25 protein-coding genes are annotated in these 24934 nt (G+C 66.7%); 8 read left to right on the top strand and 17 right to left on the bottom strand.

Going from position 1 to position 24934, the window contains the following annotated elements; genetic code table 11:
* Positions 1–24: 24 nt before the first annotated feature.
* Complete coding sequence (locus L5876_RS08260; RefSeq protein WP_236955738.1) at positions 25–1668, top strand: glycosyltransferase family 39 protein; 1644 nt, start codon at positions 25–27, stop codon at positions 1666–1668.
* Positions 1665–2576, top strand: coding sequence for a hydroxymethylglutaryl-CoA lyase (locus L5876_RS08255; protein WP_236955736.1), 912 nt, complete (start codon positions 1665–1667; stop codon positions 2574–2576). The genes L5876_RS08260 and L5876_RS08255 overlap by 4 nt, the downstream gene beginning before the upstream one ends.
* Here the strand turns inward: L5876_RS08255 and L5876_RS08250 are convergent.
* The 6 genes from L5876_RS08250 to cysS all read right to left on the bottom strand — a co-directional run bounded on the left by L5876_RS08250 (position 2560) and on the right by cysS (position 9319).
* Complete coding sequence (locus L5876_RS08250; protein ID WP_236955735.1) at positions 2560–3474, bottom strand: glycosyltransferase; 915 nt, start codon at positions 3472–3474, stop codon at positions 2560–2562. The genes L5876_RS08255 and L5876_RS08250 overlap by 17 nt on opposite strands.
* The gene (locus L5876_RS08245; RefSeq protein ID WP_236955734.1) at positions 3474–4658 is read right to left on the bottom strand and encodes an O-antigen ligase; all 1185 of its coding nucleotides are present in this window, start codon (positions 4656–4658) and stop codon (positions 3474–3476) included. Before L5876_RS08245 ends, L5876_RS08250 begins: the two co-directional genes overlap by 1 nt.
* 44 nt (positions 4659–4702) lie before the next feature.
* Positions 4703–6634 (bottom strand): threonine--tRNA ligase, encoded by a 1932-nt coding sequence (gene thrS, locus L5876_RS08240; RefSeq protein WP_236955733.1) that lies wholly within the window; start codon positions 6632–6634, stop codon positions 4703–4705.
* Positions 6631–6990, bottom strand: a complete 360-nt coding sequence (gene yidD / locus L5876_RS08235) for a membrane protein insertion efficiency factor YidD (RefSeq protein ID WP_236955731.1) — start codon at positions 6988–6990, stop codon at positions 6631–6633. Before yidD ends, thrS begins: the two co-directional genes overlap by 4 nt.
* 154 nt (positions 6991–7144) lie before the next feature.
* On the bottom strand, positions 7145–7594 hold the full coding sequence (locus L5876_RS08230; RefSeq protein ID WP_236955730.1) for an iron-sulfur cluster assembly scaffold protein: 450 nt from the start codon (positions 7592–7594) through the stop codon (positions 7145–7147).
* 348 nt (positions 7595–7942) lie between these two features.
* On the bottom strand, positions 7943–9319 hold the full coding sequence (gene cysS / locus L5876_RS08225; protein ID WP_236955729.1) for a cysteine--tRNA ligase: 1377 nt from the start codon (positions 9317–9319) through the stop codon (positions 7943–7945).
* Positions 9320–9515: 196 nt separating this feature from the next.
* On the opposite strand from cysS, the gene folE reads away from it, so the two are divergent.
* Together folE and L5876_RS08215 are read left to right on the top strand one after the other, a co-directional pair.
* On the top strand, positions 9516–10160 hold the full coding sequence (gene folE / locus L5876_RS08220; protein ID WP_369281026.1) for a GTP cyclohydrolase I FolE: 645 nt from the start codon (positions 9516–9518) through the stop codon (positions 10158–10160).
* A gap of 4 nt (positions 10161–10164) precedes the next feature.
* Entirely contained in the window at positions 10165–11169 is a 1005-nt protein-coding gene (locus L5876_RS08215) for an RluA family pseudouridine synthase (RefSeq protein ID WP_236955727.1), read from the top strand.
* Between the two features lie 120 nt (positions 11170–11289).
* On the opposite strand, the gene L5876_RS08210 is transcribed toward L5876_RS08215, so the two are convergent.
* Both L5876_RS08210 and L5876_RS08205 read right to left on the bottom strand, forming a co-directional pair.
* On the bottom strand, positions 11290–12048 hold the full coding sequence (locus tag L5876_RS08210; protein WP_236955726.1) for a hypothetical protein: 759 nt from the start codon (positions 12046–12048) through the stop codon (positions 11290–11292).
* A gap of 107 nt (positions 12049–12155) precedes the next feature.
* Positions 12156–12785 carry a TetR/AcrR family transcriptional regulator gene (locus L5876_RS08205; protein ID WP_236955725.1) on the bottom strand — a complete coding sequence of 210 codons (630 nt, stop codon included), beginning with the start codon at positions 12783–12785 and terminating at the stop codon, positions 12156–12158.
* Positions 12786–12951: 166 nt separating this feature from the next.
* Between L5876_RS08205 and rpoH the strand changes: the two genes are divergently transcribed.
* Together rpoH and L5876_RS08195 are read left to right on the top strand one after the other, a co-directional pair.
* Positions 12952–13854 carry an RNA polymerase sigma factor RpoH gene (rpoH, locus tag L5876_RS08200; RefSeq protein WP_236955723.1) on the top strand — a complete coding sequence of 301 codons (903 nt, stop codon included), beginning with the start codon at positions 12952–12954 and terminating at the stop codon, positions 13852–13854.
* A gap of 79 nt (positions 13855–13933) precedes the next feature.
* Positions 13934–14971 (top strand): YdiY family protein, encoded by a 1038-nt coding sequence (locus L5876_RS08195; RefSeq protein ID WP_236955721.1) that lies wholly within the window; start codon positions 13934–13936, stop codon positions 14969–14971.
* Here the strand turns inward: L5876_RS08195 and L5876_RS08190 are convergent.
* Positions 14968–15627, bottom strand: a complete 660-nt coding sequence (locus L5876_RS08190; protein ID WP_236955719.1) for a lysoplasmalogenase — start codon at positions 15625–15627, stop codon at positions 14968–14970. The two genes, L5876_RS08195 and L5876_RS08190, sit on opposite strands and share 4 nt — an antisense overlap.
* A 1-nt stretch (position 15628) precedes the next feature.
* Complete coding sequence (locus L5876_RS08185) at positions 15629–16921, bottom strand: serine protease (protein WP_236955718.1); 1293 nt, start codon at positions 16919–16921, stop codon at positions 15629–15631.
* 204 nt (positions 16922–17125) lie between these two features.
* Between L5876_RS08185 and L5876_RS08180 the strand changes: the two genes are divergently transcribed.
* Positions 17126–17599, top strand: coding sequence for a hypothetical protein (locus tag L5876_RS08180; protein WP_236955717.1), 474 nt, complete (start codon positions 17126–17128; stop codon positions 17597–17599).
* A 54-nt stretch (positions 17600–17653) separates the two neighbouring features.
* On the opposite strand, the gene L5876_RS08175 is transcribed toward L5876_RS08180, so the two are convergent.
* Both L5876_RS08175 and L5876_RS08170 read right to left on the bottom strand, forming a co-directional pair.
* Positions 17654–18472, bottom strand: a complete 819-nt coding sequence (locus L5876_RS08175) for a PhzF family phenazine biosynthesis protein (RefSeq protein ID WP_236955716.1) — start codon at positions 18470–18472, stop codon at positions 17654–17656.
* Positions 18473–18491: 19 nt separating this feature from the next.
* Complete coding sequence (locus tag L5876_RS08170; RefSeq protein ID WP_236955715.1) at positions 18492–19211, bottom strand: MarC family protein; 720 nt, start codon at positions 19209–19211, stop codon at positions 18492–18494.
* Between L5876_RS08170 and L5876_RS08165 the strand changes: the two genes are divergently transcribed.
* A complete protein-coding gene (locus L5876_RS08165) occupies positions 19210–19632 on the top strand; it encodes a group III truncated hemoglobin (protein ID WP_236955714.1) in 423 nt (140 codons plus the stop codon). The genes L5876_RS08170 and L5876_RS08165 overlap by 2 nt on opposite strands.
* Here L5876_RS08165 and L5876_RS08160 read toward each other — a convergent pair.
* The 5 genes from L5876_RS08160 to L5876_RS08145 form a co-directional block, all read right to left on the bottom strand.
* On the bottom strand, positions 19596–20471 hold the full coding sequence (locus L5876_RS08160; RefSeq protein ID WP_236955713.1) for a thioredoxin family protein: 876 nt from the start codon (positions 20469–20471) through the stop codon (positions 19596–19598). The genes L5876_RS08165 and L5876_RS08160 overlap by 37 nt on opposite strands.
* A 130-nt stretch (positions 20472–20601) precedes the next feature.
* Entirely contained in the window at positions 20602–20757 is a 156-nt protein-coding gene (locus tag L5876_RS08155; RefSeq protein ID WP_236955712.1) for a CsbD family protein, read from the bottom strand.
* 156 nt (positions 20758–20913) lie between these two features.
* Entirely contained in the window at positions 20914–21042 is a 129-nt protein-coding gene (locus L5876_RS14760; RefSeq protein WP_272906922.1) for a hypothetical protein, read from the bottom strand.
* Between the two features lie 78 nt (positions 21043–21120).
* Entirely contained in the window at positions 21121–22308 is a 1188-nt protein-coding gene (locus L5876_RS08150; protein WP_236955710.1) for a serine hydrolase, read from the bottom strand.
* A 42-nt stretch (positions 22309–22350) separates the two neighbouring features.
* Positions 22351–24873 carry a DUF4175 domain-containing protein gene (locus tag L5876_RS08145; protein WP_236955709.1) on the bottom strand — a complete coding sequence of 841 codons (2523 nt, stop codon included), beginning with the start codon at positions 24871–24873 and terminating at the stop codon, positions 22351–22353.
* Positions 24874–24934: the final 61 nt, after the last annotated feature.

Here is a 24934-nt window from a genome sequence, read left to right as displayed (position 1 = left end):
CAGGACGCGGAAGGGCGAAGGGTAATGCAGCACTGGATCGAAGGCTGGCGGGCCCCGGCAATCGTCTGTGTGATCGCGGCGATCTGCGCGCTGGCGGGCGTGTTCACCCTGCCGCCGCTGGACCGCGACGAATCCCGCTTCGCCCAGGCAACGGCGCAGATGCTGGAAACCGGCGACCTCGTCCGCATCGAATTCCAGGACGATCCGCGCCACAAGAAACCGGTCGGGATTCACTGGCTGCAGGCCGCCGTGGTGGCCGTCATCTCCGACACCGAAGCGCGTGATATCTGGACCTATCGCATCCCCTCCGTACTCGGCGTGATGCTCGCCGCCTTCGCGACCTTCTGGGGTGGACAACGCCTGGTCGGGCGCGAGGCCGCCTTCGCCGCCGCGGCCCTGTTCGCCGCGACGGTTCTCCTGGGCATAGAGGGCGGCATCGCCAAGACCGACGCCATGCTCTGCGGGCTGACGACGCTCGCCATGGCGGCGCTCGCGCATCTCAGGACCGGGGGAGGGCGAAAATCCGCATTGATATTCTGGCTCGCCATCGGCGGCGGTATCCTGATCAAGGGGCCGGTCACGCCGATGGTCGCGGGACTGGCCATCATCGGCCTCCTGATCTGGGAGCGGAAGGCGAACTGGCTGAAGCCGCTGGCCTGGTGGCCCGGCCCGCTTCTGGCCATCGCGATTGCCGCGCCCTGGCTGATCGCGGTGCAGATCGCCACTGACGGGGCTTTCCTGCGCGAAGCGATGGGCGAGGATCTGGGGCCGAAACTCGTCTCCGGACATGAGCGCCATGGTGGCCTGCCGGGCTATCACCTCCTGCTCCTGCCGGCGCTCTTCTTCCCGGCGACGCTCTTCCTTGTGCCGGGCATCGCGAAAGGCGTGGCCGCGCTGCGGCAAAAGACGGACTTCGCCCCCGCCGTCCGCTTTCTTCTGGCCTGGGCGGTTCCGACCTGGCTCGTCTTCGAACTGCTCCCGACCAAGCTGCCGCACTACGTTCTGCCGGCCTATCCGGCGCTGGCTCTGCTGGCGGGATGGGCGCTCGTTTCGCTGGGCGATCTCAAGGGCTGGCCGCGCTGGGTCTCGCTGTCGCTGGCGGCATTCGGTGCGATCCTGCTCGCCGCGGTGATCGGCGCCCTGCCGGCAATCTACGGCCCCGGCGCGACGCTCGGCATCATTCTCGCGCTCATCTTCCTCGCCGTCGCCATCGGTGCGCTGGTCGAGGCGGCCCGGCGCCGTGTCCTGACCGCGCTGATCCTGTCTATCGCGGCAGGCTTTACGTGGCACGCGGCGGCGCGCGGACTGGCCGCGCAATCCGCCAGCGACGTGCATTTGGCGGACCGGGCCCGGTCCGCCATCGTCGAGCTTGGCGGGTCACCGGATTGGCCGGTTGTCTCGACCTATACCGAACCCAGCCTCGTCTTCTCACTCGGCACGGATACCCGGCTGGCCGAGTTCGGCGAACTGCCCGGCCTTTTGCCGGAAGGCGATGATCCCTACATCACGATCGAGGACGTCTCCCGGTCGGGCGACGACCTCGCCGCGCTGGACGCGCTCGAGCGCAATGTCTGCGCTTCGCGCGAACTGCCCGGCTTCAACTATTCGCGCGGCGACGAGACCGTGCTGATCGTCCGCCTGCACAACTGCCCGGAGGCCAGCGAATGAGCCGCCCCATCGAAATCGTCGAAGTCGGCCCGCGCGACGGGCTGCAGAACGATCCGGCCCTGATGCCGACGGACGTGAAACTCGAATTCATCGACCGGCTGATCGACGCGGGTGTCCGCCGCATGGAGGTGGCGAGCTTCGTCAATCCGAAGCTGGTTCCGGCGATGGCCGATTCCGACGACATCATGGCGCGGGTGCCGCGTGACCGCGGCGTCACCTATATCGGCCTTGCTCTCAATGAACGCGGCATGCGCCGGGCGCTCGACACGAAATGCGACGAGGTCAATTTCGTGATGGTCGCCTCGGAGGGCTTCGGCAAGGCGAACCAGAACGCGAGCCCGGAAGTCACCGCCGATCTGTTCGACCGCATCGCCGTGCTGGCCCATGACGAGAAGGTACCCGTCTCCGTGACGATCTCGGTCGCTTTCGGCGACCCGTTCGACGGCGAGGTTCCGATCGACCGTGTGGCCATGCTGGCCGGACGTGCGGCCGAGGCCGGGGCGATGGAGATCGCCCTCGGGGACACGATCGGCGTGGCCAATCCCTGGGATGTGCGCGAACGCGTCGCGGCGGTCCGCGCGGCGGCCCCGAAGGCGCGCCTGCGCCTGCACTTCCACAACACCCGCAACACCGCCCTGGCGAACATCTATGCCGCAGTGGAGGCGGGTGTGGACGTGATCGACGCGTCGTGCGGCGGCATTGGCGGCTGCCCCTTCGCGCCGAAGGCGACGGGCAATGTCGCGACGGAAGACGTCGTCTACATGCTGCACCGCGCCGGTTTCGACACGGGCATCGATCTGGACAGGATGATCAAGACAGCGCGCTGGCTCGAGGCCGAGGGGCTGAAACACCCGATCGCATCGATGGTGGCGAAGGCCGGCGGTTTCCCCGCTAGTCGAGCTTCCTGATCCGGCGATACCAGCCGTCGATCCAGCCGCGCACCCAGATATAGACGGACCGCGCGACGACGAGGCCGTAGATCACCGGTATCACCATCAGCGTCAGGACGCGCTGCGGGAAACGGTCGTAGAATTTCCAGAAATATCGGCGGAAGCCGTGCGCCTTGTTCCACTCGACGCGGAACAGGCTGGCTTCGCTGGTCGAGCCGTAGTGCAGCAGTTCGGCGCGCGGTTCGAACAGGACATGGCCGCCGGCCTCAAGCACGCGGCGGCACAGATCGATGTCCTCGACATGCAGGAAGTAGCGCTCGTCGAACCCGCCGAGCGCCTCGTAGTCGTCCCGGCGCATCATCATCGCGGCCCCGGAGGTCACATCGATCCGGATCGGCCCGGGCGGGACGGGATCACGCTCGCGGTGAATGTCGTGGAAGGCGCGGCCGAACACCGGTTCGAGGCGGTGCAGGCCGAGAAAGCCGACCATGGCGGTCCAGGGCGTCAGCAGACCGCGCCGCGCCCCGCGCTGTTCCCTGCCGTTCTTGTCGAGCAGGCGCGCGCCGACGAGCCAGGGGCGGTGGGCCGTCTCGCCCGTATCCGCGAGCCGCCGTGCCACCCCGCCGGGCAGGACGGCGTCGGGATTGAGGAAGAAGAGATAGTCGCCGGTCGCCGCCTTCGCGCCGATATTGCACCCTTTCGAGAAACCCAGATTCGCGCCGGTCTCGATCAGCACCATCTTCGGATTCTCGCCCGCGCGCTGACGCAGCGCGGCCAGGACATCCGGCGGGTTCTCGTGATTGACCAGGACGAATTCATCGACGTCGGGCGCGGCCAGAACGGCCTCGACCGCTTCGGCGAGATGCGGCCCGGTCCGCCATGTCACCATGACGACGCTGATGCGGCCCTCCGCCATCAGGCCTTCCTCCGCGCGCCCAGCAGCGTGCATCCGCCGATGGCGACCGCGGTGCAGGCAATCAGCCATTCCTGCCAGATGCCATAGCTGCCCATGATCAGCACGGTGTGGACCGAGACCACCCAGGCGATGGAAGCCGCCTGAAGCCGCGACAGGCGCGGCGCGCCGGCCACCCTTCCGCCGATCATGACAAGCGCGAAGGCGAGCAGCATCGCGCCGAAGGCACCGGTTTCGAGCCAGACATTGAGTGCGGCATTGTGCGGGTGCAGCGGCAGCAGGTCGAAGCTGAGCCCGCGCACCTCCGCCGGACCGCCCAGCACCCGCGAGGCGTCAAGGCCCCAGCCAGTCCACAGCCGCTCGCGAAGCTGTTCGGAGGCATAGCTCCAGATTTCGAGGCGCATCACCCAGCTGGTGGGCATGGCATCGATGAGGCCTTGCGGAAGCGCGCCGATCAGGCCCGGCAGGGTCAGCGGGATCACGACGAACATGCCGCCGACGAGGCCGAACAGGGCCGAGAGAATGCCGCGTGGCTGGAAATAGGCGAGCGCTGCCACGAGGAGGGCGACGGCGACGGCGACGATGTTGATCTCGGTCGAGAAGCCGAAGGCGGAGATGATGGCGAGGCCGACGATCACCATCCCGATCAGCGGCGCGCCCTCGCGCCAGGCCAGCGCGGCCGCCGGTCCGGCGAGCAGGATCAGGAGGGCGGTGCCATGCCCCAGGCTCTTGTTCACGAGGTCCTGCAGGTCGGCGCCTTCGTGCGCCCCGCCTTCGACGGCAAGCTTGAACGACATCGTCCCCGCCCCGCCGGTGATGGTTTCCGCGACGAAGAACAGGCCCAGTGCGATCGTGCAGAAGAGAAGAGCGGCTTCGACGCGTGTCTTCCACCGCCCTTCCAGCAATGACATGGCGAAGGCGAAGGCCGCAAAGCTCGGCACGCCGATCGCCAGCTTCCAGACCTGGTCCGGCTGGTCATAGGGCGACCACAGGAAACTGATGCACGCCCAGGCGATGAACAGGCCCGCCGCGATCGCCTCCCATGGAGCTTCCTTACGGAACTGCCCCATGGCGCGCGCCGGGAAGCCCAGCACGCCGGCGAAAAAGGTGAAGCCGGCCACCATCAAGCCGCCGGCAATCCCGCTCACGAAAGCGAGGCCGAACAGGAGGATGGCAATGAGGCCCATGCGGGCCTGCCCCTTCACCATGCGCGTTTTGCGTCCTTCGCGGTCTAGCTGCGCTTCAGGTCCGGCGGCGTGGCTTCACCGCTCAACTTGTCGCAGGCGGCGTCCAGCGCCATCACTTCCTGATTGCGGCCTTCCTCGCCGAGGAAGCGCAGGGCGACCGTTTTGTCCTCGGCCTCCTTGCGTCCGACCACGGCGATGACCGGCACCTTGGCGAGCGAATGTTCCCGGACCTTGTAGTTGATCTTCTCGTTGCGAAGATCGGCCCTGACCCGCAGCCCCGCCGCTTTCAGCGCCTTCTCCACTTCGAGCGCATAGCCGTCGGCTTCCGACGTGATCGTGGCGACGACAATCTGCGTCGGCGCCAGCCACATCGGGAATTTGCCGGCATAGTTCTCGATCAATATGCCGATGAAGCGTTCGAACGACCCCAGGATCGCGCGGTGCAGCATGACCGGACGGTGCTTGGCCCCGTCCTCGCCCGTGAACTCCGCGTCCAGCCGGTCGGGCAGGACGAAGTCCACCTGCAGCGTGCCGCACTGCCAGTCCCGGCCGATCGCATCGCGCAGCACGAATTCCAGCTTCGGGCCGTAGAACGCGCCCTCGCCGGGATTCATGATCACCTCCACGCCCGCCGCCGCCGTGGCATCGCGCAGCGCCTTCTCCGCCCGGTCCCACGTCGCGTCGTCGCCGGCGCGCGTTTCGGGGCGGTCGGAGAATTTCACGATGAAGTCGTCGAAACCGAGATCGGCATAGACCGACGTCAGAAGGTCGATGAAGGCCTTCGTCTCGTCCTCGATCTGGTTTTCCAGGCAGAAGATGTGCGCATCGTCCTGCACGAAGCCGCGCACCCGCATCAGCCCGTGCAGCGCGCCCGACGGTTCATACCGCGAGCACGAGCCGAATTCGGCCATGCGCAGCGGCAGGTCGCGGTAGGAGCGCTGGCCCGTGCGGAAGATCTGTACGTGGGCGGGGCAGTTCATCGGCTTCAGCGCAAGGACTTCGCCGTCCTCCGTCTGGGCCGTGAACATGTTCTCGCCGAACTTCTCCCAGTGGCCGGACTTCTCCCACAGCGTCCGGTCGATCAGCATCGGCGTTTTGACTTCCTGGTAGTTCTCCGCCTGCAGCCGCCGGCGCATGTAGTTTTCCAGCGCCCGGTAGAGCGTCCAGCCCTGGTCGTGCCAGAACACCTGGCCGCGCGCCTCTTCCTGCATGTGGAACAGGCCCATCTGACGGCCGACCTTGCGGTGGTCGCGCTTCTCGGCCTCCTCGATCCGCTGCAGGTGTTCCTTCAGCTGGTTCTCGTTCGCCCAGGCCGTGCCGTAGATCCGCTGCAGCATGGCGTTGCGGTGATCGCCGCGCCAATAGGCGCCCGCCACCTTCATCAGCTTGAACGCCTTGCCGATCCGGCCCGTGGAGGGCAGGTGCGGTCCGCGGCACAGATCAATCCAGTCGCCCTGGCGGTAGATCGTGATCTCTTCCGTCTCGGGCAGGTCGCGGATCAGCTCCGCCTTGTATTTCTCGCCGATCGACTCGAAGTGCCGGATCGCGTCATTGCGGTCCCACACCTCGCGCACGAAGGGCAGGTCGCGGTCGACGATGTCGGCCATCCGCTTCTCGATCGCCTCGAAATCCTCCGTGGAGAAGGGCTCGTCGCGGGCGAAGTCGTAATAGAAGCCGTCCTCGATCGCCGGGCCGATCGTGACCTGCGTGCCGGGGAACAGCTCCTGAACCGCCTGGGCCAGGATGTGCGCCGTGTCGTGGCGGATGATTTCAAGGCCTTCGGGCTGGTCGCGCGTGACCAGTTCCACCTTCGCGTCGCCGGGCAGGGGCCGGACAAGGTCCCAGTCCTTCCCGTTCACACGGGCATAGAGCGCCTTCTTGGCAAGGGATTTCGAGATGCCCTCGGCCAGGTCCATCGGCGAGGCCCCGTCGGGCAGTTCGCGCTTCGCGCCATCGGGCAGTTGAACTTCAATCATGGTTTCGTCTCGTCTCTTGATCCCGCCTGCGGCACGTCCGGGCGTCGGGGCGGGTCGCGGAACCGCGTCACCGCCCAGAAGGGCACGTCCTTGCGCTCCACCGGAGCCGGGTCGTAGCCGTGCGTGCCGCCGGGACGGCATCGCAGGACACGGCCCGCCGCCAGGAAGAAGCCGCGCCACGCCCCCTGAACGCGCACCGAGTCCACCGCATAATGCGAGCATGAGGGTTCATGCCGGCAGCGGACCCCGAACGCGTAGAAGACGGGCGAGAGCGTCCATTGATAGAGGCGGAGCGCCCCGATCAACATAACGCCGAACGGGCCGGAACCCGTTTCATGCCTCTTCGACGAACGCATGGTCGTGACTTGCCTTTTAGCGCCGCCTGTTGGCGTGTCCACCGGGCCTTGCCGGTCGGGACCTCATACCGGGCGGGAATTTCACTTTATTGGGGTTGGGAAGGCGATTTCGGACCACACGGGGATCCGCGCCGGCGGGCGCGGGCCGCGGGCCCTATCCAGTGAGGGTGGTTTCGGTCGCCGTGTTCTGCGCGCGGGCGCACGCCTCCGCTGCCGCTTCGAAGGCGAGGCGGATCGACGCATGGCGCGCCGGATAGCCGCGTGCGGCTTCCAGAACCGACAGTTCGGCGAACCGGCCTTCGGGCGCGTCCGCACCCTTCAGCATGGCAGCGAGCCCGTCGCGCGCCGCGGCAATCTCCGCCGCCGTCGCGCCAATGGCGTGCTTTGCCAGAATGGCGGAAGACGCCTGCCCCAGCGCGCAGGCCTTCACCTGCAGCGCGATGCCGGAAACCACGCCGCGTTCGAGCGCGATCTCCACCTCCACCTCGGACCCGCACAGGCGGGACACACGGCGCGCGGAACCGTCCGGCCGGGCAAGCCGGCCGATATGCGGAATGTCCGCGGCGAGACGCAATATCTCGCTGGAGTAGAGCGCATCATTCATGTCACCGCTGCATATAGGGGAAATGTGACCAAATCGGAATGGGGGTGTTCTGAGGCAGTCGGACGGACGTTCTTCCCCTCGCTCCCATTTGGGGGAGAGGGTGGCGCGAAGCGCCGGGTGAGGGGGACAGCCTCTGACCCTGATTTCGGAGCAGAACCCCTCATCCGCCCTTCGGGCACCTTCTCCCCTTCAAAAAGGGGAGAAGGGAGCACTCAATCGTCACCCCGGCGGAAGCCGGGGTCCAGATTGACGGTTGTTCTGGATTCCGGCTTTCGCCGGAATGACGGTTTCGTTTTCAATTCAATAAGCCTTTCCCTCCCCTCAAGGGGGAGGGCGGAAGAAAGGCGATCACCCCTTCCGCCAGGTGCTCCCTTCCGGGCCGTCCTCGACACTGACGCCCATCGCGGTCAGCTCATCGCGGAGCGTATCGGCGAGGGCGAAATCCTTCGACCGCCTCGCATCACCGCGCGCCTCGACGAGGGCGTCGATCTTTTCCCGCTCCTCGGCCGGCAGGTCGGCGACGCCGAACCACGCATCCGGGTCCATTTCCAGGATCCCGATTGCGCGCCCCCCGGCGAGGAGGGCCGCAGCCGCCGCCTCCCGGTCGTCATTGGTCGCGGCCCGGTTGGCCTGACCGGCGAGATCGAACAGCACGGCGAGCGCTTTCGGGGTGTTGAGATCGTCGGCCAGCGCGGCTTCCACCGCCTCGGGCACTTCGGCGGCGGGCTCGGTGCGGATACGGCGCAGCACGCCGTAAAGCCGGTCGAGCGACTTCATCGTCCGGTCGATCAGCGCGTCGGTCCAGTCGAGCGGCGCGCGGTAATGCCCGGTCAGCAGGGCATAGCGCAGCGCCTCGCCCGGCCAGGTCTTGATGAGCTCATGGACGAGTTTCACGTTTCCGAGCGATTTCGACATCTTCTCGGAATCCATCGACAGGAAGCCATTGTGCATCCAGTAGCGCGCCATCGGCGCGCCGCCATGGCTGCAAACCGACTGCGCGATCTCGTTTTCATGGTGCGGGAAGACGAGGTCCTGCCCGCCACCATGAATGTCGATGGTCTGGCCCAGATGCGCCTCGGCCATCGCCGAGCACTCGATATGCCAGCCCGGCCGCCCGCGGCCCCAGGGGCTGTCCCAGCCCGGCTCGCCATCCTTCGCCGGCTTCCACAGAACGAAATCGGCGGCGTCCTTCTTGTAGGGCGCCACCTCGACCCGCGCCCCGGCGATCATGTCGTCCATGTCGCGTTTCGAGAGCGCGCCATATTTCTCGTAGCTCTTCACCGAGAACAGGACATGGCCCTCCGCCTCATAGGCGTGACCCTTGGCGATCAGGTCTTCGATCATCGCCACCATCTGCGGGATATGCCCGGTGCAGAGCGGCTCGATCGTCGGCGCCTGCACGCCCAGCGCGCCCATGTCGGCGCGGTAGACGTCGGCATAATGCTCGGTGATCTCCGAGATCGGTTTGCCGGTCTTCGATGACGCCTCGATGATCTTGTCGTCCACATCGGTGATGTTGCGCGCATAGATCACATGGGTCTCGCCGTAGCGCCGCTTCAGGAAGCGGAACAGCGTGTCGAACACCACGGCCGGGCGCGCATTGCCGATATGGGCATAGGAATAGACGGTCGGGCCGCAGACATAGAGCGTCACCCGCTCCGGATTGCCGGGGGTGAAGACCTGCTTCTTGCCGGTCAATGTGTCGTGCAGCCTGATGTCGGTCATGACGATTTCCTGATGGGAATGCTTGGACGCGGCGCGTTCGCGCCCTACATAGCCGGGACGCAGCGATGCGCAAACCGGAAGGACGGCGAAGACAGGCTTCGTGTTCGGACTTTCGATCTGGAAACCGGCACTAACCGTATGAAGGCGGTGTTACCGCCCCAAGCGGACCCGACAACGCAAGGATCTGATGAGCACGATGGATGCCCAAACCCCTGCCAATTCCCGCGATGCGCTCCGCGTCGTGACCTCCTCCAAGACCCGCCCGAGCCGCGAACAGGCCGAAGAGGCCGTCCGCACGCTGATCGCCTGGGCCGGTGACGACCCGTCGCGCGAAGGCCTGCTCGACACGCCGAAACGCGTCGTGAAGGCCTATGAGGAATGGTTCTCCGGCTATCAGGCCGACCCGGCGGAAGAACTTTCCCGCGTGTTCGAGGAGGTCGGCGGCTATGACGATCTGGTCCTGCTGACCAATATCGACGTCGAGAGCCATTGCGAACACCACCTCGCCCCGATCATGGGCGTGGCGCATGTCGCCTATCTGCCGAACGAGAAGGTCGTCGGCATCTCCAAGATCGCCCGGGTCGTGGAAATCTTCTCCAAGCGCATGCAGACGCAGGAGACGATGACCGCCCAGATCGCCAATGCGCTGATGGAGGCGATGGGCGCGCGCGGCGTGGCCGTGCTGGTCGATGCCAAGCACCAGTGCATGACGACGCGCGGGGTCCATCACCCGAATGTCTCGACCGTCACCACCACCTTCCTCGGCGAATTCAAGACCAATGAGGAATTGCGCGGCCGCTTCCTGAAGCACATCGAACGCGCCCCGGTCATTCAGCGGTAAATCCATGTCAGACGAGACGGTCCATGACTTCACCGCCGCCGGCGAGGACGCCGGCGCGCGGCTGGACCGCTTTCTCGCCGACAAGGCCGCCGACCTCTCCCGCTCGCGCATCAAGGCGCTGATCGAGGCCGGGCAGCTAACCGCCGACGGCAAGGTTCTGACCGATCCGTCCGCCAAGGTCGCCGAGGGCGTGACCTATGCCCTGACCGTGCCGCCGCCCGAACCCGCCATCCCCGAGGCCGAGGACATTCCGCTCGATATCTTGTTCGAGGACGAACATCTGATCGTCGTCAACAAGCCGGCCGGGATGACGGTGCATCCCGCGGCGGGCAACTGGACCGGTACGCTGGTCCACGCCCTGCTGCACCACTGCAAGGGCAGCCTGTCCGGCATTGGCGGGGTGGAGCGCCCCGGCATCGTCCACCGCATCGACAAGGACACGTCCGGCATTCTGGTCGTCGCCAAGGACGACAAGACCCATCAGGGCCTGTCGAAACTGTTCGCGAAACACGACATCGAGCGGGTCTACATCGCCTATGTGCGCGGCGCACCGATGCCGCGCGAGGGCACGATCGACGCCCCGCTCGCCCGCTCCAATGCCGACCGCAAGAAGATGGCGGTGATCAAGGCGCGCGAGGGCGGGCCGGGCAAGGACGCGGTCACGCACTACCGCACGCTCGCCATGTATGGCCGCGATCCGAAACGGCCGATCGGCCACCCGATCGCCGCGAAGGTGGAATGCACGCTGGAAACCGGCCGCACCCACCAGATCCGCGCTCACATGGCGCATATCGGCTGTCCGCTGCTCGGCGACCCGATGTATGGCCGCGGGCGGGCGCAACAGCTTCTCAACCTCGATGACGGGCGGGACTTCCGCGATTTCCGCCGCCAGGCGCTGCACGCCGCCGTGCTCGGCTTCGTGCATCCGGTGACGAAGGAAGTGCTGCGCTTCGAGGCGGACATCCCCGCGGACATGACCCGCCTCGAAGGCTTTCTGGAGACGCTCTAGACCCCTCACCCTGACGCTCGCCCGTGGCGGGCTCGCGTCTTTCCCTCTCCCTGCAGGGAGAGGGAGGGGACCCAGCCGGAGCCGAAGGCGAAGGTTGGGGAGGGTGAGGGGTCTTGAGACCTAAGCCCCGTCCCCGAACATGAAGAGGAAGCCGAAGGCGTCGGTGTCCGCGTCTTCGGGCAGCCAGAATTCATGCGCGTGCCCGGCCGGGACGAAATAGGCGTTGCCCGCCTCGATCCGCATCTCGATCCCGTTGATCCGGCCGTAGGCCCAGCCCTCGGTCACCACGAAGAGCGACGGGAAGGGATTGGTCTGCGACCGTTCGTCGGCATTCACGTGATGGCCCGGCTCGATGTGGAAGAAGCCCGAGCGGAATCCGGGCTGGTAGAAGAAGATGCCGCCATTCGTGCCGTGCGTGACCCGCGTCATGCCGCGCCCGAACGGGATCGCTTCCGGCTGGCCGCGCGTCCAGAAGTGGAAGCTGGTGGCGAGCAGCGGACCGACGAAGTCCTGGTCGGGGGTGAAGCCCTCCATCATGCCGATATCCATCGGCGCGAAATCGCTGGAGAAGGCCTTCGCCATGCCGGTCAGCGCATTGATCTCGCTGGCGTCGATCCGCGCGACGGTCTCCGCGTCGGTGACGAAATAGAAGGTCGGTTCACCCGGCTGGCCCTCGCGCAAGGATGCGCGGCCGGGTGAGGCGGTGACCGTGTACCAGTCCTCGCCCACGAGGATGCCGAAACTCTGCGCTTCGGTGACGCTGGGGTCGGCGGCATAGTCGGCGACGAAACGCTGCAACGTGTCGGCGACATCGTCGGCCAGGGCGGCGGGGGAAAGGGCAAGGGCGGCCATCGCCGCAATCAGGGAGGATTTACGCATGTCATCTCCATCCGGCGCGGATCTTCCGCCCGCGCCTGTCTTGATATGCGTCCCGTCCCCGCCCGGAAGCGGCCCGGAGCAACATTAATTTAACCGTGCGGTTAAAATCAAGCGGAAAGCGACCGGATCACCCCGTCAGCGACGAAATCGGCGAAGGCCTCCGTCTCCGGCCGGGAGAAAGTCCAGCGCCCCTCCGCGGCAAGCCGGTCGCGATAGCCGCGCGTCAGGACGAAGAAGACGAAGGCGCCGGTGAAGGCGAGGTGCACGACCTGGCTGTCGGTTGCGCAGAACTCGCCCGCCGCGACACCCTCCCGCACCAGCGCGTCGGTGCGCAGGAAGAGGCGCGACAGGCTGGCCATCGGCCCGGGCGCATCCTGCTGCCGTCCTGTGGCGTATTCCATCGTCACCATGGAACACAGATGCGGCACCTCGGTGAGGGCAAGAGCGGTCGAGCGGATATGCGCGCGCAACCTTTCGCCAGGCGCGCCGCCGGCCTCGGCGGCCGCGCCGACCTTTTCCAGAACCGCCTCTACCGCAGCATCCAGCACCGCGAGATAAAGCCCGTCCTTCGATCCGAAATGGTAGGCGACCAACGCCTTGTTCGCCGCGGCCCGCGCTGCGATCATGTCGAGCGTCGTGCCGGCGAAGCCGTGACGCGCGAACAGGGCCGCGCCTGCATCGATCAGGGCGCGGCGGGAGGCCTCGGAATCGTGGGCGCGTCGCTTCTTTTCGCTCATGGCTCGATATGATGACCGGGACCGTAGAATGTCCAATCCCGCATCACCGGCGTATGACTTTGCCGTGAAACCCTCGCAATCGGGTCCGCGTTTCCCTAAATAGCGGTCTCAACGGAGTGGCGGGGGCGCCTCCGGGCCCGCTTTCGCCATCGCGAGGGACAGAATAATGGCCAATGCCGTACCTGCAATGACGCTGTCGCCGGAAGGCGGCCTTTCCCGTTACCTCTCCGAGATCCGGAAGTTTCCGATGCTGGAGAAGGACGAGGAATTCATGCTCGCCAAGCGCTGGGCCGAGCACGAGGACCCGCAAGCGGCCGAGCGTCTCGTCACTTCTCACCTGCGTCTCGTTGCGAAGATCGCCATGGGCTATCGCGGCTACGGCCTGCCGATCGCCGAGGTGATTTCCGAAGGCAATGTCGGCCTGATGCAGGCGGTCAAGAAATTCGATCCGGACAAGGGCTTCCGCCTTGCCACCTATGCGATGTGGTGGATCCGCGCCTCGATCCAGGAATACATCCTGCGCTCCTGGTCGCTCGTGAAGATGGGCACTACGGCGGCGCAGAAGAAGCTGTTCTTCAACCTGCGGCGCATGAAGTCGAAGATGCAGGCGCTGGAAGAGGGCGATCTGCGTCCCGAACAGGTCGAGGAAATCGCCACCAAGCTGGGCGTCACGGATGACGATGTCATCTCGATGAACCGCCGCCTGTCCGGGCCGGACGCGTCGCTGAACGCGCCGCTGCGCGGGTCCGAGGACGGCGACAGCCAGTGGCAGGACTGGCTCGCCGACGACACCAGCGTCAGCCAGGAAGACGATCTCGCCGAGCATGACGAGTTCGACCAGCGCATGGAGCTCTTGCAGGCCGCCATGGGCGAACTCAACGAGCGCGAGCGCCACATCATCCAGGAGCGCAAGCTGACTGACGAGCCCAAGACGCTCGAGGAACTGGCCGAGGTTTACGGCGTCAGCCGTGAGCGTATCCGCCAGATCGAGGTCCGGGCGTTCGAGAAGCTGCAGGCCGCGATGAAGAAGGCCGCCGCCGGCCGCGGCCTCGTTCCCGAAGAGGCGTAGCGCGCCGTACGCTCAGGCTCGACGCCGGAGCGGACTGGCCCTAGGTGTATGGCAAAGCCAGCGCATCCGGGGGAATCCCATGTTCCGAATTCTTTGTGTCGCGAGCTTCGCGTTCGCCGGCCTTCTCGTCACGTCTGCTGCGTCGGCGCAGGAATTGTCAGACGGCTACCGGCGGCTGATCGCCGATGCCGCGACCTATGATGACGGCGCGAATTTCGACGAGATCGTCGTCATGGTCGCGCGCAATGCTGCGGGCGGAGCGGACGCGGTGATGGACGCCGTGCGCAGCGTTGCACCGGATCGTACCGAACAGGCCGCCGCGCTTCTGGGGCAGGTCGCGCCGGTTGCCCGGACACCGAACGTGCCCGCACCGCAAACCCTGGCGATGGAACCCGACGACACGATCACTGCGGCTGATGCGGCCCCAGCAGCGGCGCCGGCGGCTCCGGCAGCCGCGCCGGCGCACACCTCGAACCACGACTGGACCGGCCGTGTTTCGGCCGGGCTGACGCTTGCGAGCGGCAATTCCGACCAGCAGACTTGGAATCTCGGGCTCCAGCTCGACCGCAATTTCGGCAATGGCTGGTCGCTGGCGAGCCGTCTGAACTACGCCTATGGCGAATCTGCCGGCGTCGTGTCGCAGGACCAGTTGCAGGTCGAGGCGCGCGGCGAGCGCGAGATCGGCGACCGCTGGGGCGTCTTCCTCGGCGGCCAGTATGATCGCGACGTGCTGTCGAGCTATGACTGGACGGCCTTTGTGTCCGCCGGTGCGACCCGCCACGTGATCAAGCGCGAGCACATGCACTGGACGCTGCGCGCCGGTCCGGGTGTACGCTACCTCGTCCCCGCGACAGGCGGCGGCGAAGAGACGCAGGTCGTGCTCGATCTCGGCTCCGATTTCGAATGGCAGATCAACGACAATTCGACCTTCCATTCCGAGACGACCGTCCTGGCGGCGGAATCGGCCAAGGTCGAACAATCCTTCCGCTACACGACGTCTGTGGCCCAGAACTGGGCGGTGGAGTTCGAATGGCGGTACCGCCACGAATTCGATCCGCTCCCCGGCTTCGAGGAAGGCGATTCCCGTGTCACGGCTTCTCTGGTGCGGGAGTTCTAACTCTTCCGGGGGTCTGTCAGCCCGAGCGCCAATCCGAACTGCGCCGCGACATAAGTGACCCAGACCGCTGGACCGCGCCAGGCGGGGTCGTAGTCCATGAACAGGCCGAGCGCGATCAGCGTGTCGGACAGGACGAAAAGCAGCGCCCCCGCCACGGCGATCATCGGTGCGCGCGACATCAGGGCGAGGCAGGCCATGACCACGATCACGCCGTTGTAGATCGTTGCCGGAATACGCAGATCGCCCATTCCGGGTTGCAGCCAGAGCAGGAGCACGATGCCGATCAGCGCCAGCACGCCGGCGGCAGCATAGCCGGACAAGCCGCGTGTGCCGCCTGTCCGGATCAGATTGATGAAAATCACGGCGTAGACGATGTGGGCGAGGCCGAACGCCGCAATCCCGAACGTCATCTGTGCCGGCTGCAGCGCCAGCATCACATCGCCCACTGCCGACAGGGCCAGCGCCAGCGCGACCAGCGGGAAGCGTTTCAACCCGGCATAGAGCGCCAGCAGCACGATGCCGGATGCCTTGAGCGCCGCATTCCACGGATAGGGCAGTCCGAGCGCCGTCCCATCGAACAGGTAGAACGTCGCCAGAAGCAGCGCCGGAACCAGAAGCAGCGTGCCGGTCCGGCCTGGGGTGATCGCGGTCGCCATCCTACTTGCCGATCAGGGCATCGGGACCGGCGGCAATGCCGGGCTTCACGCCGCCGCGCATCGCCGTCTGGCGTCCGAGCCGTCCTGCGCGGAAATCGTCGAGATATTCGATCCAGTTCTCGCTGCGCGCCGCGATGTAGATGAAGGGACCATTGGGGTTGCGCCGGAAGTTGGAGTCCGTGGCCACGATATACCAGTCCGCCCCGTCGCGGATCATGAAGGGCGAACCGCTGTCGCCGCGCGTCGTGTCGCAATCATGCGCCATCGTGCCGTCGGCGTAGATCTCCGTCATGCGGCAGCGCTCGTTTCCGGACAGGTGCGCGCCCGTGTCCCAGCTATAGCCTGCCTGGTAGAGATCAGTGCGCATCGCGCCGCGATTGCCGGCCTCGTCGACAAGGCCCCGCGCGCCGACAAAGCCCAGCTCGCGGCCGAGCGGCGTATCGATCCGCAAGAGTGCCCAGTCGGTGTTGTCGATCTCGTCCGTGCCCGAGAAGCGGACATGATCCCAGTCCGGGTCGATGAAATAGTCGATGATCCGTGCCGTCCGCGGGCCACCGGGCAGGGCGAAGCCGGTCTCGAACCGGCCGGAGAACTCGACCTGGCCATTGTTGTGAATGCAGTGGCTGGCGGTGATCAGCACATCCTCGCCGACGAGCGTCGCGGTGCAGGCACTGCCGCGATCAAGATGGATTTCCCCGACCGCCACCCACGGGAAGACGGCCGTGTTCATGAACACGCGGTCGTCATGGCCGAAGAAGTGATCGTTGATCGTCATCGGGCGGTCGCGGCCCGCGCAATCGGCGCGGTCGGTGCGCGCCGCACAGCGGCCCGATCCGATACCGGGCTCTTCGCAAACGCCATTGAAGGCGGTCTCGCAGGCATCCGTGCGGAAGCGCAGCTCGACCACATCGCCGCAATCGGAAATGTCCGTGCCCTGGGTGCAGGCACCGGTGCCGAAGCCCGGCTCGTCGCATTCCCCGTCATTGGCCCAGCGGCAGGAATCGTCCTCGGTCCCGGCCACGATGCGCCAGCAATCGGAATAATCCGTGCCCTGCTGGCAGGCGCCGGTGCCGTATCGCGGGTCGTCGCACTCGCCGTCATTCGCCCAGCGGCAGCTGTCGTCGCCGGTGAAGCCGGACGGTGTGGCGGGGCCCGGACCCATGCCCGGCTTGACCTGGAGTGTGCGCAGATAACGGCCGATCTCGTGCGAGCTCAACTGCTCGGGCGCGTCCGCATAAGCGGTTCCGGTGAAGAGGGCCGCAAAAAGGGCGAGGCTGGCCAGTATCCGCATCATTCCGTCTCCTGTCCCTGACCGCCTGTTTAGCCACACAAATGGGACCGGTCCATGACCCGAATGGGGGAGGGCGCTGCCGGGCCTCCGGAACCGGCCGCGCCAGGGGGCGTTCATGGGGCTGAACGCTGTGTTCAGGGTGGAGACAGGTGCACGCTGCTAGACAGGCCGTGTGCTTGGGACGTCCAGACCTAGGAGACGGCAGATATGTTCACTCCCCTGAAACTCGGCGCTGCCGCCATTTTCGTGTCGCTGACGGCCATGGCCGCGGCACCGGCCGCCAATGCGGGCACCTGGCATCTGGATGCCCGCGCCTGCCCCGACATCCGCGAGGACTATCGCGATGCCCGCCGCTGGAGCGGCCGTGGCGACCGCCGCGAGGACTTCCGCGACGCGCGCCAGATCAATTGCCCGGCTCGCGCCTGGTCCTACCAGCCGGACCGGTATGAGCGCAGCTATCATCATGCCCGCTATTCAACGCCCGGCGTCGTCTATCAGGCCCGTTATGGCGGGTATTTCGCGGTGGACCGCTACGGCCAGCGCGTCCCGATACGCGTCGTGATCCACAATGAACCGCGCTACGCGCACCGTCCGGGCTACCGTGATCGCTACGACCGCTATCGTGACCGATATCGCGACCGGCACCACCATCGTGATCGCTATGGCTATCGCGGCTGGTAACGCGAAGCGTCCGAATTGAAGGAAGGGCCGTCCCGATGCCGGGGCGGCCCTTTCTCATGGCAGCGTCAGATGACCGTCGAGATAGGGCTGAGCCCGGCCGATCAGCGTCACGCGCTCGCCATAGGGGCCCACGTCCAGCGCACCGGGGCGCGGGCCGATCTGCCGTGCGGTCAGGCGTGATTTTCCGAGCCGCTGCGCCCAGTAGGGGGCCAGCGTGCAATGCGCCGAACCCGTGACCGGGTCTTCCGGCACGCCGGAGGCCGGTGCGAAGAAGCGCGAGACGAAATCCGTGCGGTCGCCAGGCGCGGTCACGATCGTATTCGTGTTCGCGATGGCCAGTGCACCATGGTCGGGCTTCAGGTGCGCGATCACGCCTTCGTCCGGATAGACGATCAGCTTGTAGTCCGCGCCGTGGATGCGCTTCACGTCGAACACGGCGTCCGGCACGCCGCCGCCCAGCGCTTCCTCGATCAGCGGATTGGACACGCCGGGCTCGAACCCGACCTTCGGCAGGTCCATGGCGAACAACTCACCATCCCGCCGCACGGTCAGCCGGCCCGACCTCGTATCGAACTTCGCTTCCCCGCCGGCGACCGCATCCTGTCCGAACAGCCAGGCTCCGGACGCAAAGGTGGCGTGGCCGCACAGATCGACCTCGACCGTCGGCGTGAACCAGCGCAGCTCCCACGTGTCCGCCTCACCCGCCTTGGGGACGAGGAAGGCCGTCTCGGAGAGGTTGTTGGACAGGGCGATGCCGAGCAGCATCCGGTTGTCCGGCCAGCGCTCCAGAAGGCAGACCCCCGCCGGATTGCCGGTGAAGGGCCGGTCGCCATCGGCGAAGGCGTGAAGTTCGGCATAGGGCAGTTTCGTCATGTCGAGACCCTGAATTCGGCTAGCCCGGCAACGGAACGAGTTGCGCACCGCGCAGTCCGTTGACGATCATCTCAACCGCCAGGGCGGCGAGAATGACGCCCATGATCCGGATCGAAACCGTGCGGGCCGTTTGGGACACCATGCGGTCGAGCAAGGGCGCGACGATCAGTGCGGCCCCCACGATCGCCACTACGGTGAAGATGCCCGCGCCATAGGCGAGCAGGCCACCCAGCGTGCCCGTGCTTTCCGAGAAGATGATCAGCGTCGACATCGTGCCCGGGCCGACAATGATGGGGATGGTCAGGGGATAGATCGCCGGATCGTCGACCGCGTCCTGCTGGGCGCGCTCCCCGGGTTGGCCGGCATGGCTGGGGTGGCGGGCCCCGGAGATCATCGTCAGCGAGATCGTGAACAGTAGGATGCCGCCGGCGATGCGGAAGGAATTGATGTCGATCGAGAAGGCGGACAGAACGGCGCGCCCCGCGACGGCCACGAGAATACAGGCGATCAGCACCGCGATCGTGGCCCGGATCGCCACCGCCTGACGCTGCTGGGTCGTGCGGCCTTCCGTCAGAGACAGGAAGATCGGCATGTTGACCGGCGGGTTGAGGATTGCGAACAGCGCAGCGGTGAAGCGCACATAGAAATCGAGATCGAACATGGTGCGCTGCGTTTCCTCTCCGGGTGCGACGATCGGCACCTTGCCCCGATTGGTGCGGACGCGCAAAGGGGAGTGCATGCAACCCACACGAATTGTCCCCGAACGCCGCGGGCCGCTGGCTCCCGGCATCGACGAGGCGCTGATCGAGCGTGTCGTCCGCGGCTTCTACGCCCGTGTGCGCGAGGATGACATGCTCGGTCCGGTCTTCGATGACGTGATCGAGGACTGGGAGCCGCATCTTCGCACGATGATGGATTTCTGGTCGTCCGTCCTGATGATGACCGGGCGCTATCATGGCCGGCCGATGCCCAAGCACATGCGCCTGCCGATCGGCCGCAATCACTTCCTGCGCTGGCTCGCCCTGTTCGAGGCGACGGTGAACGAGGAATGCGAGGGCGAGGCGGCGGCCCTGTTCATCGATCGGGCCCACCGCATTGCGCGCTCGCTTCTCCTGGGGCTGAGCTACTCGCCCTCTTCCCACGGGCCGAGCGGTCCGTAGACCGGCAGGTCGAGCGCGATCTGTGGATTCGTCGCGTCCCATTCCGCCGCCAATGCGGCATCGAGCGCGCGACCGTCAGAAAACGTCAGAAGGGCCGAACGCGCGTCGTCGCGGGCGTCGCCGCGCAGACGGTCGACATCGTTGCGCATCCGGCGGCGCTGGCGTTCGACATCGTCCTCGAAGGAATGAAAGGCCTCGACCGAGTCGGTCGCGTCGTCGTCATGGCCCGCGCGTTCGAACAGCGGCGCCATCTCCGCCCGCAGGGTCTCGATCTCGCGGTAGGCCCGCATCAGCCGCGCACCTTCACGAGCCTCCCACGCATTGATTTGCGCCATCAGCGCCTGATAGGTCTCCGTATTCTCCACGAGGCCTGCCGAACCCGGCCGGATCGACGCGTGGGCGGTGAAATATTCCACGGCATCCGATGTCGGGCGGGAATAGGCATTGCCCCAGTCGTGAACGCTCGGACCGTTCACCAGACCCAGCTCCGGGTCGACGACGAGGATGGTCGGCGTGGCATAGATCACCGGCACGCCGAAGCGGGCGGGGATGTCCTGATTGCGGTTGCGCATCCCGACATCGACCCAGACGACTTCATAGTCGGCGAGTACGGGCCGCATGGCCTCACTCGCCAAGTGCGCGGCCATGCCGCGGCTGTCATGGCACCAGTTCCCGCCGAGCACGACGATGACACGGTGACTGTGAGCGCGCGCACGGTCCATCGCCGCATCGACGTCCGCCGCCGCGTCCGCAGTCTCGTCGAACGGGCGGATGCCGTCATCGGCGAGCGCCGGAACTGTGAGGATCAGGAGGAAAATCAGTGCAAACGCGCGAAACATCGTGGAATCCGTCATCCGTCTTGAGAGGGCCAGCATAGCGGCTGGCGCGGATGACGCGACCGGTTTCGCGGTGGCCGGCAGTCAGGCGAGGCGGGCGCACCGAAGCCCGCCTCCTCGAAACCGGGAGAGATTATTTCTCCTTGCCGATTTCCTTCTGGGCCTTGCCGAATTCCTTCTGGGCCTTGCCCTGGGCTTCGCGCAGCTTGTCGTCGGTCACCTTGCCTTCGGCTTCCTTCAGCTTGCCCTTGGCGACATTGGCATCGCCCTGCTTCTTGATCGTGCTCATGTGTGTCTCCGATTGGAAATGACGGGGTCTTGGGTCGGAGAATGAACGCGGCAGAGGCGCTGAAAGTTCCTGCTGTACGCGGGAATCGGTGCGGAGTGCCGATTACAGCCAGCATCAGCCTTTCGACGGCCAATGCCTGCTGCAACCGGCTACAACCTACTTCTTCCTGGCGGCCGGCTTTTGCCCTTTGCTGGCAGCCGGCTTTCCGGCGGCTGCCTTGCCACCGGCATCGGATGGCTTGCCCTTCGCGGCCGCAGCGGCGGTCGGCTTCTTCGTCGATTTCATGGTGACCTCCCCGTTTCGCCGTCAGCCTCAGCGCCGACAGTATCGATACTCTGCGCCAAGGGGCGGAAGTTTCCAGCGCTATCGTAGTCCTGCGGCCCGTGAAGCAATGTCGAGCAGCGCCTGTTCCAGTGCGTTGAAGCCGGTTTCAGGATCGGCCTCCCGCTCGAAGGCTGCGTCGGTGCCGTTGACGACATAACCGATCGATACCCGCCCGTCGGGCGTCACCCAGGACCCGGAAATCAGGCCATAAGCCTCGCCGGCGTGACCGATCAGCCCGCCCGGCCAGCCATTGGCCTCGCCCGGCTGGACGAGGCGGGGGCCGAGCCCCCAGGCCTCACCCGGTGCGCGCCAGATCGGTCGCGTCAATCCATGGCCCATCCCCTCCGGCCCGAAGGCTTCGGCGAGCACCGCCATGTCGTGCGCACTGGCCCGCCAGCCGCCCTGCGGAGAGAACAGCGTGCCGTTCTGCCCGGGCACATAGCTGTCGAGACTCGCCCCGTCCTCCATCAGGATAGTGGGCGCATCACCCTCCAGCATGGCGCGGCCGTCGACCTGTTCGATCCAGACGCTGTTCTCCCGGACATAGAGGGTCGCACCATTGCGGCGGATATCGGCGGGGACGCCGGACCAGTTGAACCCGGTATGCGCCAGCCCGAGCGGTTCAAGGACGCGGGTCCGCGCAATCACGTCGAAACGCTCCAGTACCGCTGCTTCCATCGCGGTAGCCAGCAAGCCGTAGCCGATATTGGCGTACTCCCAGCCCTCGCCGGGCGCGTGATCGGCCCAGTGCGGCTGGTCCAGCAGTGTTTCGATCCGCCCCGGATGCGCCATCCAGTAAACCTCCGGATCGCGAATGCCGGACGTATGGGACAGCAGCATCGCCGGGGTGATCCGGGCTTCGGGTGCGAGCGGATGGTCGAGTGCGGAGTCGAACCAGACATGAAGATCGGCGCTCAGGACGAACCACTGGTTCTCGGCGAGATCTCCCGCGGCGAGCGCCGTGACCAGTTTCGACACCGACGCCGCACGGACCGGCGACCGCGTCGTAATCGGCCTTAGCGGCGTTATGCCGTCGGCGGCGAACTCGGCTGTTCCGGCCGCGCCTTCGAAAACGGTCTCGCCATCGATCCGGACGACGAGCGCGACGCCCGCAATGGCCTCCGCGCCATCGCGGCGGGTGAGGGCATCCAGCTCGTCCTGCGGCGCGGGGATGCTCGCACAGGCGGACACGGTGGCGGTGAGGAAAAGTGCGATCAGAGTGCGCATGCGCGGACCCTAGCAAACGGGCCGCATCACCGGCACTGAAATCTACGAGCCGAAACGCTCCAGCAGCCGCTCGATATAGTCGATCTCGTCCTGCGGCCGGCCCTGCTCGGCGGCGCGTTCGCGCAGCTGTTCGAGGATGCGGCGCGCACGCTGGCGGGTGTCTTCGTCGGGAATGTCGACGCCGGTGCCTGACGAGAAGGAGCCGCTGCCCGGACGGCCGAGCGGATCATTCTCGCCCTCTTCGCCTTCCGCGCCGCCTTCATTCTCGGCCATGCGGTCGAGCATGTCCTGCGCAATACCTTCCGCGCCTTCGCGCAGCGCCTGCAGAGCCTCGTTCTGGGCTTCGAGCGCGGCCTGTGCATCGCCCTGTTCCAGCGCTTCCTGGGCCTGGCGCATGGCCTCTTGAGCGCCCGACAGCGCCTCGCCGGTTTCCGCGCCGGGGAAACCCTGCGCGATGGCGGCGAGTTCTTCGGCGAGGCGGCCCTGCTGCTGTGCCAGCGCCTGCGCCTGTCCGCCGCCCTGCTGGTCCTGCGGACCCTGCGCGCCGGACCCCGGGCCCTGCTGGGGCGCGCCTTCCGGCTGCCCTGGCATGCCCTGGCCTTCCTCGGTCATGCCGAAGGTCTGGTCCTGCAATTCGCGCTGCTCGCCGATCACGTCGCCCAGTTCTTCCAGCGCCTCGCGCATCGCCTGGGTCAGCGCGTCATCGCCTTCGCCGGACCCGCCCTGTGCCATCTGCATCTGCAGATTCCGGAGAAGTTCGCCGAGCGTCTGCAGCGCGCGGCGCGCATCGGCGGTATCACCGAGTTCGGCGGCTTCGCGCAGCGCATTGAGGAGCTCCATCAGCCCCTGCGTATCCATGCCGCCTTCGCCGCCGCCCTCGGCCATCTCGCCGCTCTCGGCGGCCTCGCGGGCGAGCGCGGCGAGATAGTTCTCCATCGCCTGCTGATAGGCTTCGAACAGCGGGGCCAGCTCGCTTTCGTCGGCGCCGCGGGCGAGCGCTTCCATCAGCGCGCGTTCGGCAGCGCGAAGGGCGGCTTCGGCATCGGACAGCGAGCCGAGTTCGGCGCGCAGCGCGATCTGCCAGAGATTTTCCTCGACCGGGCCGATCTCGTCATGGCCGCGTGCCCGGCGGATTTCGAGAAGCGCCCGGCGCAGGCCGAGATAGACGATCGGGTCCTCGAAGAAATATTCCGGCGCGTCGGTCATCGCGTCGATCGCGTTGGCCGCGTGCTGCAGGCCTTCCGGCGCGCGTTCGATCCGGCGCTCGGGCTCCTCGCCCATATAGACCGTACCGGTCGGCACATCGCCGGACAGGATGACCGGCAGCTCGGGCAGGTCGGCATAATCCTCGCTGCGTGCGCTCATCACTTCGCGGCGCTGTTCGGCGACCGCGCGGGCCAGCGAGTCGAGGAAGATCCGCTCCGGCAGGGTGAAGGCGATCGAGGGCGAACGGCCGGTATTGTCCGCAGCGTCGGTGGCGGTCACGCGCAGGTCGACGCGCGAGCCGGCGAGGCGGTGCTGGCCGGTATCGACGATGGCCCGGAAGCCCTCGTCGGTTTCCGCGGCCGAAGCCGGCTGGATTTCGAGGCTTTCCCACTCGGCGCTGTCATCGCCGCGCCGGCGGAATTCGACCGAATAGCTGACCGCACCATAATCGTCGTCGGCGCGGAAGTGCAGCACGAGTTCGCCGGTGGCCCGCGCCTCGGGCGCGTCGGTCATGCGCACGACCGGCTCGGTATCGGAAATGATGTGGATGCGCCAGGACTGGCGGCGGCCGCCCGCGCGCAATTCGGGAACCGCGTCAGTCATCAGCGGGATTCGGCTTTCCCACACGCCGTCGCCAATGCGGCGGTTCTCGCCTCGCTCGCCATCGAGCCGCAGCGAGGGTTCACGGCCCACCCCGGCGGTCCGCACGATCAGCGTCGAGCCTTCCGGCGCTTCGATCCTCGCCATCTCCTCGCGGATGATGACCGGCGCGCGTCCGGTATAGGCCGGCGGGTCGAGCCAGGCATCGACCGTCAGAGCGCCGCTGGACCGGTAGATCGGCCGCAGCCCGAAGGCATCGCCGAGACGACCGGCGGCGAACTCGCCCGCGACACCCACGCCGACCACCACGAACAGCACCAGCGCGACCCGCAAGCCCCACGCGTCGATCGCGGCCCAGGCCGCTTTCGGTCGGCGGGCATTCGCCCCCGACAGGCGTGCCGACATGCGATCGCGGTGCGCCTGCCACAAGGCGACGGACACGTCGTCTCGGTCGGCCGGTTGGTCGAGCAGGGCTTCGTGCGGCCGGGCGGTGATGCCGGAGTCTTCTTCGACCCGGCGGGCCGCGTCCTCATGCGTCGGGGCGGCGAACTGCTTCCAGGCCCGCCAGACAAACCATCCGGCCAGACCCAGCCCGGCCAGCGCCGCCAGCGCGCGCCAAGGGTCGCCAACCGCGTCCCACAGGCCGAACAGCGCCAGTCCGGCGTACACGGCGAGCAGGATCGCCACCGGCCACAGGACCGGCGCAAGGCGCTCCCACCAGAGCGCGGCAAAGGCCTTGTAGAGGGCGAACCGCTTCATCGGCTCAGAAGCTATCACGCCTTCCCGGCGCGAAAAGCCGCGGAGTCATTACACTTTGGTG

Source organism: Hyphobacterium sp. SN044 (assembly GCF_021864465.1).
Lineage (GTDB): Bacteria > Pseudomonadota > Alphaproteobacteria > Caulobacterales > Maricaulaceae > Hyphobacterium.
Note: the sequence above shows the minus strand (reverse complement) of the source record. Positions and strands in the feature narration are given on the sequence as shown.

Bases quoted from the DNA above. Each gene is read 5' to 3' on its own strand.
- L5876_RS08160 (WP_236955713.1), bottom strand. From the start codon at position 20,471: ATGTTTCGCGCGTTTGCACTGATTTTCCTCCTGATCCTCACAGTTCCG.
- cysS (WP_236955729.1), bottom strand. From the start codon at position 9,319: ATGACCGACATCAGGCTGCACGACACATTGACCGGCAAGAAGCAGGTC.
- L5876_RS08255 (WP_236955736.1), top strand. From the start codon at position 1,665: ATGAGCCGCCCCATCGAAATCGTCGAAGTCGGCCCGCGCGACGGGCTG.
- L5876_RS08205 (WP_236955725.1), bottom strand. From the start codon at position 12,785: ATGAGCGAAAAGAAGCGACGCGCCCACGATTCCGAGGCCTCCCGCCGC.
- L5876_RS08150 (WP_236955710.1), bottom strand. From the start codon at position 22,308: ATGCGCACTCTGATCGCACTTTTCCTCACCGCCACCGTGTCCGCCTGT.
- thrS (WP_236955733.1), bottom strand. From the start codon at position 6,634: ATGATTGAAGTTCAACTGCCCGATGGCGCGAAGCGCGAACTGCCCGAC.
- L5876_RS08145 (WP_236955709.1), bottom strand. From the start codon at position 24,873: ATGAAGCGGTTCGCCCTCTACAAGGCCTTTGCCGCGCTCTGGTGGGAG.
- L5876_RS08230 (WP_236955730.1), bottom strand. From the start codon at position 7,594: ATGAATGATGCGCTCTACTCCAGCGAGATATTGCGTCTCGCCGCGGAC.
- L5876_RS08165 (WP_236955714.1), top strand. From the start codon at position 19,210: ATGCAACCCACACGAATTGTCCCCGAACGCCGCGGGCCGCTGGCTCCC.
- L5876_RS08180 (WP_236955717.1), top strand. From the start codon at position 17,126: ATGTTCACTCCCCTGAAACTCGGCGCTGCCGCCATTTTCGTGTCGCTG.
- L5876_RS08155 (WP_236955712.1), bottom strand. From the start codon at position 20,757: ATGAGCACGATCAAGAAGCAGGGCGATGCCAATGTCGCCAAGGGCAAG.
- L5876_RS08195 (WP_236955721.1), top strand. From the start codon at position 13,934: ATGTTCCGAATTCTTTGTGTCGCGAGCTTCGCGTTCGCCGGCCTTCTC.
- L5876_RS08170 (WP_236955715.1), bottom strand. From the start codon at position 19,211: ATGCACTCCCCTTTGCGCGTCCGCACCAATCGGGGCAAGGTGCCGATC.
- L5876_RS14760 (WP_272906922.1), bottom strand. From the start codon at position 21,042: ATGAAATCGACGAAGAAGCCGACCGCCGCTGCGGCCGCGAAGGGCAAG.
- L5876_RS08260 (WP_236955738.1), top strand. From the start codon at position 25: ATGCAGCACTGGATCGAAGGCTGGCGGGCCCCGGCAATCGTCTGTGTG.
- L5876_RS08250 (WP_236955735.1), bottom strand. From the start codon at position 3,474: ATGGCGGAGGGCCGCATCAGCGTCGTCATGGTGACATGGCGGACCGGG.
- L5876_RS08210 (WP_236955726.1), bottom strand. From the start codon at position 12,048: ATGCGTAAATCCTCCCTGATTGCGGCGATGGCCGCCCTTGCCCTTTCC.
- L5876_RS08215 (WP_236955727.1), top strand. From the start codon at position 10,165: ATGTCAGACGAGACGGTCCATGACTTCACCGCCGCCGGCGAGGACGCC.
- L5876_RS08175 (WP_236955716.1), bottom strand. From the start codon at position 18,472: ATGACGAAACTGCCCTATGCCGAACTTCACGCCTTCGCCGATGGCGAC.
- yidD (WP_236955731.1), bottom strand. From the start codon at position 6,990: ATGCGTTCGTCGAAGAGGCATGAAACGGGTTCCGGCCCGTTCGGCGTT.
- folE (WP_369281026.1), top strand. From the start codon at position 9,516: ATGGATGCCCAAACCCCTGCCAATTCCCGCGATGCGCTCCGCGTCGTG.
- L5876_RS08185 (WP_236955718.1), bottom strand. From the start codon at position 16,921: ATGATGCGGATACTGGCCAGCCTCGCCCTTTTTGCGGCCCTCTTCACC.
- L5876_RS08245 (WP_236955734.1), bottom strand. From the start codon at position 4,658: ATGGGCCTCATTGCCATCCTCCTGTTCGGCCTCGCTTTCGTGAGCGGG.
- rpoH (WP_236955723.1), top strand. From the start codon at position 12,952: ATGGCCAATGCCGTACCTGCAATGACGCTGTCGCCGGAAGGCGGCCTT.
- L5876_RS08190 (WP_236955719.1), bottom strand. From the start codon at position 15,627: ATGGCGACCGCGATCACCCCAGGCCGGACCGGCACGCTGCTTCTGGTT.